The 11,864-nt window shown below is 73.4% G+C and carries 12 protein-coding genes; 5 read left to right on the top strand and 7 right to left on the bottom strand.

Features of this window, described 5'->3' with window-relative positions:
- Window positions 1–13: 13 nt before the first annotated feature.
- The 5 genes from IIE03_RS08765 to IIE03_RS08745 all read right to left on the bottom strand — a co-directional run bounded on the left by IIE03_RS08765 (window position 14) and on the right by IIE03_RS08745 (window position 5,047).
- A complete protein-coding gene (locus tag IIE03_RS08765) occupies window positions 14–1,207 on the bottom strand; it encodes an NAD(P)/FAD-dependent oxidoreductase (RefSeq protein ID WP_192862362.1) in 1,194 nt (397 codons plus the stop codon).
- A gap of 102 nt (window positions 1,208–1,309) precedes the next feature.
- Window positions 1,310–1,429 (bottom strand): multicopper oxidase domain-containing protein, encoded by a 120-nt coding sequence (locus IIE03_RS08760; RefSeq protein ID WP_225997470.1) that lies wholly within the window; start codon window positions 1,427–1,429, stop codon window positions 1,310–1,312.
- Window positions 1,430–1,489: 60 nt separating this feature from the next.
- Window positions 1,490–2,230, bottom strand: coding sequence for an HD domain-containing protein (locus IIE03_RS08755; protein ID WP_225997469.1), 741 nt, complete (start codon window positions 2,228–2,230; stop codon window positions 1,490–1,492).
- A 916-nt stretch (window positions 2,231–3,146) separates the two neighbouring features.
- A complete protein-coding gene (locus tag IIE03_RS08750; protein WP_192862361.1) occupies window positions 3,147–4,628 on the bottom strand; it encodes a multicopper oxidase family protein in 1,482 nt (493 codons plus the stop codon).
- Window positions 4,625–5,047 (bottom strand): hypothetical protein, encoded by a 423-nt coding sequence (locus IIE03_RS08745; RefSeq protein WP_192862360.1) that lies wholly within the window; start codon window positions 5,045–5,047, stop codon window positions 4,625–4,627. The genes IIE03_RS08750 and IIE03_RS08745 overlap by 4 nt, the downstream gene beginning before the upstream one ends.
- A 122-nt stretch (window positions 5,048–5,169) precedes the next feature.
- On the opposite strand from IIE03_RS08745, the gene IIE03_RS26685 reads away from it, so the two are divergent.
- The 5 genes from IIE03_RS26685 to IIE03_RS08720 are packed head-to-tail and all read left to right on the top strand — an operon-like array spanning window position 5,170 to window position 8,300.
- Window positions 5,170–6,417: a sensor histidine kinase gene (locus tag IIE03_RS26685; RefSeq protein WP_318842883.1), complete on the top strand. Its 1,248-nt coding sequence runs from the start codon at window positions 5,170–5,172 to the stop codon at window positions 6,415–6,417.
- A complete protein-coding gene (locus IIE03_RS08735) occupies window positions 6,414–7,091 on the top strand; it encodes a response regulator (protein ID WP_192862359.1) in 678 nt (225 codons plus the stop codon). The genes IIE03_RS26685 and IIE03_RS08735 overlap by 4 nt, the downstream gene beginning before the upstream one ends.
- The gene (locus IIE03_RS08730; RefSeq protein WP_192862358.1) at window positions 7,088–7,462 is read left to right on the top strand and encodes a YidH family protein; all 375 of its coding nucleotides are present in this window, start codon (window positions 7,088–7,090) and stop codon (window positions 7,460–7,462) included. The genes IIE03_RS08735 and IIE03_RS08730 overlap by 4 nt, the downstream gene beginning before the upstream one ends.
- A complete protein-coding gene (locus tag IIE03_RS08725; RefSeq protein ID WP_192862357.1) occupies window positions 7,459–7,809 on the top strand; it encodes a DUF202 domain-containing protein in 351 nt (116 codons plus the stop codon). The genes IIE03_RS08730 and IIE03_RS08725 overlap by 4 nt, the downstream gene beginning before the upstream one ends.
- Window positions 7,810–7,856: 47 nt before the next feature.
- Window positions 7,857–8,300: a MarR family winged helix-turn-helix transcriptional regulator gene (locus IIE03_RS08720; RefSeq protein WP_192862356.1), complete on the top strand. Its 444-nt coding sequence runs from the start codon at window positions 7,857–7,859 to the stop codon at window positions 8,298–8,300.
- Window positions 8,301–8,310: 10 nt separating this feature from the next.
- On the opposite strand, the gene IIE03_RS08715 is transcribed toward IIE03_RS08720, so the two are convergent.
- Together IIE03_RS08715 and IIE03_RS08710 are read right to left on the bottom strand one after the other, a co-directional pair.
- On the bottom strand, window positions 8,311–9,246 hold the full coding sequence (locus IIE03_RS08715; protein WP_192862355.1) for a Ppx/GppA family phosphatase: 936 nt from the start codon (window positions 9,244–9,246) through the stop codon (window positions 8,311–8,313).
- A 25-nt stretch (window positions 9,247–9,271) separates the two neighbouring features.
- Window positions 9,272–11,731: a polysaccharide lyase 8 family protein gene (locus IIE03_RS08710; protein ID WP_192862354.1), complete on the bottom strand. Its 2,460-nt coding sequence runs from the start codon at window positions 11,729–11,731 to the stop codon at window positions 9,272–9,274.
- Window positions 11,732–11,864 lie beyond the last annotated feature (133 nt).

The raw sequence follows: 11,864 nt of genomic DNA, 5'->3' as shown, positions 1-11,864 counted from the left end.
CCGCCCGTCCCTGTCAGGAAACCAGGCCCGCCTCGGCGCGCGGGCTCAGGTACCGGCTGCGCACGTCCTTGGTGACCAGCCGGTGCAGCTTCGACTGCCCGGGCCTGCGCGCCTCGTGCCTGAGCTCCTTGACCGTGGACGCGCACACGAACTCCTTGAGCCACGCGCCGGCCCGACCGCCGCCGAGGAACCTGCGGGTGGACCGGTCGTCGAGGCTCGCGAGCTGGAACAGCCCGGCGGTGCGGCCGAGGCTCAGGCACTGCCCCGCGAACACGACGTTCGCCGTCCGCGGCGCGCGTCCGGCGAGCCGGGCCAGCACCGTGTCCGCGGCGATCGCGCCGAGCGGCAGCGCCGCCTGGCAGCTCATCCGGAAGGGCGTACCCGAGGGCGCGGCGGAGTCGCCGGCCGCCACGATCCGGTCGTCGTCCACGCTGGTCAGGGTCTCGTCCGTGATCAGCCGCCCGACGTCGTCCGTGGTCAGCCCGCTGCGCCGCGCGAGGTCCGGCACGCCGAACCCCGCGGTCCAGATCGTCAGGGCGCTCGTCAGGTCCCGCCCGTCGGCCAGGTGGACACCGCCTGGTGTCACCTCGCGCACCGTGGCTCCGGGACCCTGGAGCACGGTCACGCCGAACCCGTCGAGGCGGTCGGTCACGACGTCCCGCACCCGCGGGTGCAGGTACGGCCCGACGGTCTTGCCGCAGACCAGCGTCACGGCGTGCCCCTGCTCGCCGAGCTCGGCGGCCGTCTCGACACCGGTCGGGCCCGCGCCGACCACGACGACCGGGGCTCCCGGCGTGGCGCCGTGGAGGAGCGAGCGCAGCCGGCGCGCGTCCTCCACGGTCGCGATCGGGTGCGCGTGCTCGGCGGCCCCCGGAACCTCCGGCGTGGCGGCCCGGCTGCCGACCGCGTAGACGAGCCGGTCGTAGCCGATCCGCCCGCCCGACGCCAGATCCAGCGCCCGCCCGGGGACGTCGATGCGCTCCACGGCGTCGACGACCAGGCGTACCCGCGGGGCGAGGACGTCCGCGAGGTCGACGACGGCGTCGTGGGTCCCGGCGACGAGCTGGTGCAGGCGGATGCGCTCGACGAACTCGGCGCGCGGGTTGACGAGGGTGACGTCGACGTCGTCCCGCTGCGTCAGCCGGTTGGCGGCGAGAACGCCGGAGTACCCGGCACCGATCACGACCACCTCGGTCCTCGTGCTCATGATGCTTCTCCCATGCTCGGTCTCTGCTTCGTTGCCCCGACGACGCCGCAGGACCCCACGGATGTGACCGTCGCGCCGCGTGACGTGGCACACATCCGCCGGTCAGTGGCCGTGGCCGCGCGGCGCGGTCACGGCCGGCCTCCCGGCGTCGCCCGGCTCCACGACCAGGAACTGCCCCATCATCCCCTCGTCCTCGTGCAGCAGCATGTGGCAGTGGGACATACCATTACGCGGCTCTGACCTGCTCGTTCGTGTCCCCATCGGGCTTGCGTTCCACACGGGTTACACGAAACATCTCGTCGACGGCCCGGCGGGTGCGCTCCGGGCGAGTACACCTCCACGTCCACCGGCGGCCACCAGGCCGCGAAGTAGGTCCCGGCGGCAACCGCCTTGATCGTGGCCCGAGGGATCGCACCCCGCACCGCCGCGTGCAGGTGAGGGGCCAGCCGCTTCTGACATGCGCTCAGTGGAGCCGAGCGGCCATTCATCGGATAGACCGAGCGCCGCACGAGCACGAGCAGCGGACGCCAGCAGCTCCGGGCCGGAGAACTTCACGGCGCGATGCACCGGATGGGACGAGTCGTAGCGACCAAGGATCTCCGCGACGCGCCTGTCGGGAGTCGTCGCGACCCCATCTGGACCTGTCACCAGGTCAATCAGCGTGACCACATCAAGCCACTTCTCTGAAGGTTCGGGCATCCTCGCCAACCTGTCCGAGAGCCCGCGCTCGGAGGCTTCCCATACCGCGCCCGTGTGCCATGCGACGAGCCCAACGACTTCCTCGGGAGCACCGCATTCGCTGAGGTAGACCGCGCCGTCAAGTGGGTGAAAACCGGTAAGCGCGAGATCCGGCGCATAGCCGATGTCATGCAGCCACGCTGCCGCACGGACGTCTTCAGGAAGCCCCACGTCTGCGACGAGCTGATCCGCCAGCCGACCCACGCCTTCCACGTGTTGCCAGCGCCGCCCGAGGTCTTTCAGGCAGCGTCGCGCGAGTCGCGGTGCCTGGTCCGGTTCCCACATGCTGCCATCCTGCCGTATTCCCAGATCTGACCTCTTGCGCGTCTGACCTGGGCGGCACTGCCGAATTGACCTCTAAGAGATCAAGGCGCGCCTGGCGGCGCGCGGGCCGTCCGGCCGGCAGGGGCCCCGCGCTCCGGGGACCCCGCGCTCCGGGCCTTCGGCCCTGCGCGCACCCCACCGCGCACCCCTGACGGCCTACCGGCCACGCCGCCAAGGACCGGACCCAGGGTCGAGCTGCCGCGCGAGCGACAGAAGTATCCGCAAGGTAAGACCATCAGCCAGTGAGCAACAGCGACGAGTACCTCTGCGCCTTCTGTGGCGAACCGACTACCGACGACCCGAGGCACCTCCGCCTTGACATGTCCTGGACCCACAGCATGGCGACCCAAACCATCTGGGCACACCATGCCTGCCTGGTCGCAGTGTTACCGTCCGGCTTCCCGCTTGCAGTCGAAGGGCCTTACGAGTAGCGGCTACACCCGACCCACCCCCGGTCCGGGCGACCCGTCCGCTCCAGACCGTCGGCCCACACGACAAAGGCGACCCCGACGCGTTCGAGGTCGCCTTTCGTGATGCCTCCGGCGGGCACCTGCTGGAGTCAAGAGGATCGAGGGACGGTGTCCCTGTCCTCCGTCGTCCGTTGGCTTCACCGGGACCCTGACACCGAACCCGCCGGCAGGGCAACCCGTCCCGCCACGTTGACCAGTCACCCGCCGTCGAGCACGTCACGGCGGGACGGGTTGCCCTGCCGGCAGAACCGATGTCCGAGACGTGCCCCGCGCCAACGGACGACGGAGGACAGGGACACCGAGGCCGGACACATGGCCGGGTCACAGGCCCGCAGGGCTATGACGGCCGGTTACACACGCGTTACACGAGAGGCCGAGCAAGGCCGAAAAATGATGCCAAGTGTCGCTCAGTGTCCTACGTGGTCAGAGGCGGTTTCGCCCGGCTCCACCACGAGGAACTGCCCCATCATCCCCTCGTCCTCGTGCAGCAGCATGTGGCAGTGGTACATGTACGGCATCTCCGTGTCGGTGTAGTCCTCGAACCGCATCAGGAGGCGGTACGTCCTGCGCGGCTCGAGGTAGACCGTGTCCTTCGGCCCGGCGAGCCCGGGCGGCGGCTCCCGCCCGTCGATCGTCAGGATGCGGAACTGCACGTCGTGCACGTGGAAGCTGTGCGGCACCGGGTGGGCGTTCCGCACCTCCCACACCTCCGTGTCGCCGACCGTGACGACCTCGTCGATCCGCGACATGTCCATGCGCTCGCCGTTGATCATGCGGTCGGCCAGCTCGAACGACCGGCCCATGGTCGCGTCCTCGGCCCGCAGTTCGTCCTCGCCGGCATGGGACGACGGTCCCCACGCCGGGGCGGGCGACGGCGCGAGATCGTCCGCGGCCCGCAGTTCCAGGACGTCGAACGCGTCGTTGCCGCCCATCGCGAACGAGGCCGCCACGCCGCCGAGGTCCGGTTCGGTGGACCGCAGCCGCGTAACGTCGCCGGGCTCGAACGCGACGACGATCTCCGCCCGCTCACCCGGCGCGAGGCGCACCTCGTCGAGTCGCACGGGCGCGTCGAGCAATCCGCCGTCGGTCGCGACCAGGTCGAAGGAGCGATCCTCGAAGCCGAAGGAGTAGGTGCGCGCCGTGGAGCCGTTGAGCAGCCGCAGACGCACCCGCTCGGTCGTCACCTCGTGGTACGCGCCCACGGTCCCGTTGGTCATGACGGTGTCGCCGAGCGTTCCGGGCTCGCCGCCGTCGTGCCGCAGCTCCAGGCGGCCGTCGTCGTCGAACACCTTGTCCTGCACGACGACGGGCACGTCGTCGACCCCGTACCGCGACGGCAGGTCGGCGGCGCGGGAGGCGTCGTCGTCCAGGAGGAACAGGCCCGCCAGGCCGCGGTAGACGTGCTCCTCCGTCGCGCCGTGCGGGTGCGGGTGGTACCAGAGGGTGGCCGCGGGCTGGTCGATCTCCCAGGTGGGTTCCCACGTGTCGCCCGGAGCGATCGGCTGGTGCGGCCCGCCGTCCATCGCCGGGGGCAGGTGCATGCCGTGCCAGTGCACGCTCGTGGTCTCGTCGAGCTCGTTGGTGACGCGGACCGCGACGCGCTCGCCACGCTCGGCCCGCAGGGTGGGGCCGAGGTACGGGCCGTCGAACCCCCAGGTGGGCGTGGTGACGCCGGGCAGGAACTCGCGCGTGCCGGGACGTGCGGTGAGCTCGAACGTGCGCACGCCGCCGACGACGGTCGACTCCGCGAGCGGCGGGATCGCGAGCTCGGTGCCGAACTCCACGGCGCGTACGGGGGTCGCGGAGCCGCCGAGAGCGCCGCATCCGGACGCGGCCAGTGCGAGGCCGAGCGACGTGAGGCCCGCGAGGACGGCGCGGCCGCGCGTCATCGTGCGTCCCCGCGGGCCCTCTGGATGCCCAGCGCGATCAGCCCGGCCAGGAAACCCCAGAACGCGTCCATGGCGAGCGCAGGCAGGGCGGTCCACGCGGCGCCGCCCGGCCCGGCGCCGTCGATCCCCGCGAACACGAGCGACAGCAGGATGGTGAGCACGCCGAAGGCGAGGCCGGTCAGGGTGAGGGTCAGCACCGGGCGGGCGACGCGGCCGAACCCGACCACGCCGATCCACACGGCGCCGGTGATCCCCACGATCGCCAGCGCGCGCGGCGCGCCGGAGCCGAGGCCCGTGAGCGCGGTCAGCGGCCACAGCAGCGCCAGGCACGCGAGGCCGCCGATCAGCGGCCACTGGATCCGCCCGGGCTGCTGCGGCCGGGCCGGCTGCTGGGGCTGAGGTGTGTCGTAGGAAGTCATGTCCCGACGATCGCCCGCCGGCCGCCTCCGCCACATCGGCCCCGAAGCGTCTCCCGGCCCCGCCGTCGGGCGACGCCGGCTGTCGCCCCCGGGCGACGGTCACCTCCGCCTACGCTGGGGGCGTGTCCGGAGACAGCGCAGCCGAGGCCGCGGCCGGTGGCGGGCGGCCCAGCGCATGGGTGGCCGACGTCGTGCTCGCGCTCGCGATGGCGCTCGTCGTCGCGGTGGTCATCGCGGCCGCCACCGAGAACGCGGGCAGCGCCGAGCCGGGCGCCTACGCGTTCGCGGCCGGGCTGGGGGCGCTCGTGCTGCTGCGCCGGCGCGCCCCGCGCCTCATGCTGGTGCTGACCGTGCTCGGGATCTTCGCCTACTACACGCTCGGGTTCGTCCCGATCGGCATGGCGCTTCCCGCCGTGGCCGCCCTGTACTCGGCGGCGGAGCTGCGCCGCACGGGGTGGGCGGTCGCGGCCGGCGTCGTCCTCCTGGCCGTCGCGACGTACTTCCGGGTCACGGGCTCCGAACCGAGTGCCTACCTGACGGTGTACGACTTCCTCACGAACGTGGCCCTCGTCGCCGCCGCCGTCGCGCTCGGGGTCGCCGTCCGGCTCGGGCGGGAGGCCCGGGAACGCGCCGCACAGATCCGCGCGCTCACGGCCGCGCAGGAGGCACGCGCCGCCGAGCGGCGGATGCAGGCCGAGCGCCTGCGGATCGCACGCGACCTGCACGACGCCGTCGGGCACAACCTGTCCGTCGTCGCGCTGCACGCGAACGTCGCCGCCGAGGCGGTCGGGCGGGACGACGACGCCGCACGCGGCGCGCTGGAGCGCGTGCGGTCCGCGGCGTCGGACACACTGCACGAACTGCGCGCCACGGTGAAGGTGCTGCGCGGCGGCGACACGATGCCGACGACGGGCGTGATCGGCCTGGCCGGGATCGACGCCCTGGTCGCCCCGGCGCGCTCCACCGGGCTCGACGTCGTCGTCGACGTGGACGTGCCGCCCGGATCGATCGACGCCGCGGTGGACGCCGCGGCCTCCCGGATCGTGACCGAGGCGCTCACGAACGTGCTGCGGCATTCGGGCGCGCGGCGGGCGCGTGTCGCCGTGACGGTCGCGGAGCCGGGCGCGCCGGGCCGTCTCGACGCGGCGGGCGGGTCGAGCGGTCCGCGCGACGACGGCAGCCCGGCCGGCGGCCGGCTGAGGATCGAGGTGTCCGACGACGGCGCCGGCGCGGGCGCGGCGTCGGAGGGTTCCGGGATCTCGGGGATGCGCGAGCGCGCCCATCTGCTCGGTGGCACCCTCCGCGCGGGCGACGCACCGGCCGGCGGGTTCGCCGTCGTGGCCGAGCTACCGGCGACACTGGACCCATGATCCGGATCGTGCTGGTCGACGACCAGGAGCTCGTGCGCGCCGGGCTGCGCCCGCTGGCGGAGCTCGACGGCGACATCGAGGTGGTGGGCGAGGCGTCCGCCGGGCGCACCGGCCTGCGGCTCGTGCGGTCGCTGCGGCCCGACGTCGTGCTCATGGACGTGCGGATGCCGCAGCTCGACGGCATCGCGGCCACGCGCGAGATCGTCGCCGACCCGGAGCTGGACGGCGTGCGGGTGCTCGTGCTGACGACGTTCGACGAGGACGACCACGTGTTCGCGGCGATCCGGGCGGGCGCGTCGGGCTACCTGCTCAAGGACGTGACGCCGCCGGAGCTGCGGGCCGCGATCCGCACCGTGGCGGACGGGGACTCGCTGTTGTCACCGGCCGTGACCGCCACGGTCATGCGCGCGGTCGCCGACTCGCCGGGCGCGGCGGACGAGCGGCTGGCCGCGCGCGTCGCGAGCCTGACCCGGCGCGAGCGCGAGGTGCTGGAGCAGGTGGGGCGCGGACTGACGAACGACGAGATCGCCCGCGAGCTGTACCTGTCACCCGCCACCGCGCGCACGTACGTGTCGCGCCTGCTGGCCAAGCTCGACGCCCGGGACCGCGCGGCACTGATCGTGCTCGCCTACGAGACGGGGCTGGTCACCCCGGGCGGAAAGGACGTCCCGTGAAGCCCGACCGCCGCCTGCCCCGGCGCATCTACCGCTACGGCGACGAGCCCGACGTGCGGTTCTCGCTGGCCAACGAGCGCACCTTCCTCGCGTGGATCCGCACGGCGCTGGCGTTCATCGCCGGCGCGGTGGCGCTCGAGGCGCTGGCCACGCCGCTGGATCCGACACTGCGCCTGATCGCGTCCCTGATCCTCGTCGCCACGGGGATCGCCCTGGTCTGGGAGGCGTGGTTCGGCTGGATGCGCACCGAGCAGGCGCTGCGCCACCAGCGCCCCCTGCCGTCGCCGTTCACCGCGCTGCCGGCCGCGATCGGCCTGTTCGTCGTGGCCGTGCTGATCGGCGCCGCGCTGATCGTCGGGCCCGCGTCATGAGCGGGCCGTGGGACGCCGGACTCCAGCCCGAGCGCGCGGAGCTGTCCTGGCGGCGCACCGTCCTGGCGGTCACGGCCGGGACCGTCATCGCGGCGCGCTACCTGGGCCAGAGCCATCCGGTGTTCGGCCTGCTGCTGCCCCTGGTGGCGCTCGTGGGCGGACTGGTCCTGCTGCGGATCGGCACGCTCCGCTTCCGCAGGCTCGACGCCCGGCTGCGCGCCGCGGGCTCGCAGCCGTCGGAGCCGGTGATGCCGGGCGCCGCGATGCTCGGCCTCCTGGCGCTGATGTGCCTGCTCATCGGCGTGACGTCGACCGCCTTCATCGTGGTGACGGCTTTGCGCCAGTAGGTAGTACCGGCCCCGCCCGGGCCGCCGTCGCCCGTAGGGTGAAGGGCGTGAACCAGGCAGATCCCGCCCGCCTCGCGTCCGACCTGGCCGACGCCTTCGTGCTGTTCCACGAGGCGATCGGCGTCCGGCGTGGCCTGTCCGCGGGTGACCACAGGGCCCTGAGCGTGATCGAACGGTGCGGCCCGCTGGCCGCGAGCGAGCTCGCCCGGCAGACCGGGCTCACCGCCGGGGCGGTCACGGGGCTGGTGAATCGGCTGGTCGAAGGCGGCCACGTGCGCCGGGAGCCGTGCCCGACGGACGGGCGCCGCGTGCTGATCTCGGTCGCCGGAGCGCCGGGCGACCCCGTTCTCGCCGACGCGGTCGCGACCCTGGAGCGCGCGTCGTCGTCCCTGGTCGACGCGTTCGACGAGCACCAGCGTGCCGCCGTCGTCGGCTGGATCACCGCGATGACCGAGCGCCTGCACGCGCAGGCCCGCCGGCTCGCCCGGTAGGGCTCGCGGATCACCCGGCGCCGAGGTGGGGCATCGTGTCCAGCCGCTGGAGGATGACGCCCTCGCGCAGCGCCCACGGGCAGATCTCCAGCTCGGACAGGTCGAAGATGTCCATGCACGCCTCCGCGACGAGCGCGCCCGGCACGATCTGGTGGGCGCGGCGGGGAGACACCCCCGGCAGCGTGCCGAGTTGCTTGTGCGTCATCCCGACCAGCTTCGGGATCCACTCGCGCAGACCGTCCAGCGGGAGGACCCGGCGGGCGAGCGGCCCCTCCGCCGCGGGCGCCGCGCCGCAGATGCGCGCCAGGGAGCGGAACGTCTTGGAGGTCGCCACGGACCGGTCCGGATGACCCTGGCGCAGCAGGTTGCCGGCGTCGTGCGCGATGTCGACGCGGATCCTGCGGCGCAGCTCCCGCAGTTCCCCCTCGCCGCTCGCCTCCTCCAGGGAGCGGGCCAGGCGGGCCGCGCCGAGGGGGAGCGACCAGGCCACGTCGGGCAGCTCGTCCTTGCCGGCGGCGATCTCGAGCGACCCGCCGCCGATGTCGAACACGGCCAGCCGCCCGGCCGACCAGCCGAACCAGCGGCGTGCGGCGAGGAACGTCAGCCGCGCCTCGTCCTCGCCCCGCAGCACCTCGATCCGCGTGCCGGTGCGCTCGGCGACGGTGTCGAGCACCTCGTCGGCGTTCACGGCGTCGCGCACCGCCGACGTCGCGAACGCCAGCAGGTCCGCGCAGCCGCGGTCCTCGGCGATGCGCATCGACTCCGCGGTGAACGCGGCCAGCGCGTCGATGCCCGACGGCGTGACGGCGCCCGCCTCGTCGAGATGCTCCGCGAGTCGCAGAGGCTCCTTGTACGAGGACGCCGGCAGCGGGGCGGCCCCGCCGTGGGCGTCGACCACGAGGAGATGCCCGGTGTTGGATCCGATGTCGAGCACGGCCAGTCGCATGGGTGCACCGTACAAGGCGCCGGGCTCAGGTCGTCAGCACGGCCTCGGCGGACGCCCCGCGGGCGCCGCGGAGGTTCGCCTCGATCTCGACGATCTGACCGGCGCGGACCGTGAGCCTGCTGTCGGCCCGGGCGAGTGCGGGGTACCAGCCGCCGAGCACGAGCCGGATCGAGAGGCGGGCGTCCGACTTCGTCGGGTCGGACACGGCGATACGGGCGACGTCGTCGGTCCCCGTGGCGACGACCGCGCAGGGGCCGTCGGCGCGCACCAGGCCGTCGTCGACCCCCTCGAACAGGTGGGCGAAGAGGTACCAGCGACGGCCGCGGCTGGCACGGACCACGTGGGCGCGCGGGTCCTTGCGGAGCACCTGCGTGGCGCCGCTCTCCGCGTGTGCGCGGGTGTGCGACGCCGAGGCCCCCGGCAGGATCAGGTACCCGTAGGTGTCCCCGCCGGTGCCGCTCGGATGCGTCAGCGACAGCGTGGCGTAGGTGCGGGTGCGGGGCGTGCGGGAGCCGGCGGTGTCGCCGCCGGAGTTGATGTCGTGCCACGAGCCGGTGCGCTCCGCGACCGAGGCCCGCGCCGCGTAGGTGCCGAGGAAGACGTAGCCCGCGACGCCGTCCAGGTGCGCCCACCGGGGAGCGTTCAGGTTCCGGCGGTCGCCGAAGCCGACGGGTCTCCCGTCCACGACGAAACCGGGCGTGGCACCCGCGGGGAACGACCGGTTCTCGACGGTGGTCTCGGCGCCGGGGCCCGTGACGACGATGCCGGAGCCGACCGCCACGACGGAGTCGTCGAGCAGGAACCACGACTTCTTGCCGCGCACGTCGCCGAGCTCGTTGACCAGATCCATGCCGGTGGTGCCCCAGCGGCGCGACAGGGCGACGCCGCCGCCCCAGCGGTTCGGCGCCGGCGGGACGGGCGTGCCGGAGTCCGGGCCGGGCGCGCGCTCGGCGAGCGAGGCGGTGGTGCCGGGCAGCCGGTACGGGTCGACGGTGGGCCAGTAGTCGTCCGCGAACTGCCCCTGGTCGTTGTCGAGGTACAGGTACGACGCGCCGTCGCCCTGGTGCCAGCCGTACCGGTTCTCGCCGTTGCCCCAGCCGTACCGGCCGATGCGGTCCGACGACGTCGCCACGGTGAACGCCCAGCCCGGGCCGCGGTGCACCATCCGCTCCTGGACGCCGAACTGCACGTGCCCGGGACGTTCCGGCGCGGCCGCGACGGTGTCGTCGGCCAGGAGCTCCTCCGCACGCCGCAGGTCGGACACGGTGGTGGGCTTGTACTCCTCGGCGCAGCGCGCGAGCCAGCCCTTCGCGAGCTCCCGGTAGCGGGTCCGGTAGGGCTCGTCCACGTGTTCGGCGAGCAGCATGACGGCCTCCGCCGTGCCCCAGGCGTCCCGGTAGTCGCGTTCGTGCTCGCGGGCCACGGCGCGGCCGCGCACGGTCTCCATCATGCGACCGTTCCAGATGAACGGCGCGAACGTCAGCAGCGGGCTCTCCAGGACCGGCCGCATGGACCGGGCCGAGATGCTCCACCGCGTGCCGTTCAGGAGCATCACGGCCGGCGCGACGGCGGCCAGCGCGGCCTTGCCGTAGGTGCCCGCGTACGGGAGGGCGAGGTGGTGGATGTAGGAGCCGTCGGCGTAGAAGCCGTCCCCGGACGTGGCGTAGGAGAGCAGGCTGTGCTCCCCGCCACCGGGGGTGTCCAGGAGGGCGTCGCGGGCGAGGGCCATGTCGTCGGCCGACTGGCCGGCGATGCCGCGCAGCAGGCAGCTGAGCACCTTGTCGGCGCGGTTCGCGCCCGTGGCCGGGCCGCCGCTCGCCTCGATCCGGTTCGGGTCGGGGGTGAAGGAGCGGATGGCGGCCAGCGTCCGGTCGAGGTCCTGCTGCCGGAGGCGGTCCTGGAGGATCAGCGTGAGGTCGCCGAGCACACGAGGGATGCCGATCTCCCAGAACCACCAGTTCCCGGCCGGTTCGGCACCGGCGTGGTACCAGTGCTCCGTCAGGTAGCGGTACCACCTGAGCAGCGTCCGCCGGACGGCGTCGTCCTCGTGCTGACCGGTGCCGGGGGTCGCCCAGGCGGTGGCGATCTTGAGGACCCGGCGGAACGTGGTGGTGAGGTTCGCCGGGCCGCCCAGGGGCAGGTCGGGCCAGATGCTGTCGCCGGGGTCCGGGAAGCGGTCGGAGTTGTCGTAGGCCCACGCGGCGTACTCGGACAGGCGGCGGTTCCGGTCGGCGACGGCGGGGGAGTCGACACCGAGTCCCACGCCGCCGACGAGGAAGTTCAGCCATCGTCCCCGCAGGTCGTCGAACCGGTCGGCGGCGGCCAGGCCCTGGCCGCCCGACCCGGCCGCGACGGCACCCTGCGGGGGGTGCGCGACGACCAGTGACGCGGCAGTGCCGAGAACGAGGGCGCCCCGGCGCGACAGCGGGATCTTGGCGAGCTGCGGGAGCGCGGTCCGCGAGGGAGTTTCGGTGCGCTTTTCCATGATCTTCCACCCCCGGTTTCAGATATCCGTATCTCGCTTTTAAAGGCGAGTTTGACACGCCCCGGGGGAAACGCACGCCGAAGGAATTGTGCCGCACTCTCTTTGCGGCATTCATTCCACATAAAAGATGTTA

It is taken from the genome of Myceligenerans pegani (assembly GCF_014892515.1).
Classification (GTDB): domain Bacteria; phylum Actinomycetota; class Actinomycetes; order Actinomycetales; family Cellulomonadaceae; genus Myceligenerans; species Myceligenerans pegani.
Note: the sequence above shows the minus strand (reverse complement) of the source record. Positions and strands in the feature narration are given on the sequence as shown.

Excerpts from the sequence above, each read along its gene's own strand:
- IIE03_RS08765 (WP_192862362.1), bottom strand. The coding sequence starts at position 1,207 with ATGAGCACGAGGACCGAGGTGGTCGTGATCGGTGCCGGGTACTCCGGC.
- IIE03_RS08760 (WP_225997470.1), bottom strand. The coding sequence starts at position 1,429 with ATGTCCCACTGCCACATGCTGCTGCACGAGGACGAGGGGATGATGGGG.
- IIE03_RS08755 (WP_225997469.1), bottom strand. The coding sequence starts at position 2,230 with ATGTGGGAACCGGACCAGGCACCGCGACTCGCGCGACGCTGCCTGAAA.
- IIE03_RS08750 (WP_192862361.1), bottom strand. The coding sequence starts at position 4,628 with ATGACGCGCGGCCGCGCCGTCCTCGCGGGCCTCACGTCGCTCGGCCTC.
- IIE03_RS08745 (WP_192862360.1), bottom strand. The coding sequence starts at position 5,047 with ATGACTTCCTACGACACACCTCAGCCCCAGCAGCCGGCCCGGCCGCAG.
- IIE03_RS08735 (WP_192862359.1), top strand. The coding sequence starts at position 6,414 with ATGATCCGGATCGTGCTGGTCGACGACCAGGAGCTCGTGCGCGCCGGG.
- IIE03_RS08725 (WP_192862357.1), top strand. The coding sequence starts at position 7,459 with ATGAGCGGGCCGTGGGACGCCGGACTCCAGCCCGAGCGCGCGGAGCTG.
- IIE03_RS08715 (WP_192862355.1), bottom strand. The coding sequence starts at position 9,246 with ATGCGACTGGCCGTGCTCGACATCGGATCCAACACCGGGCATCTCCTC.
- IIE03_RS08710 (WP_192862354.1), bottom strand. The coding sequence starts at position 11,731 with ATGGAAAAGCGCACCGAAACTCCCTCGCGGACCGCGCTCCCGCAGCTC.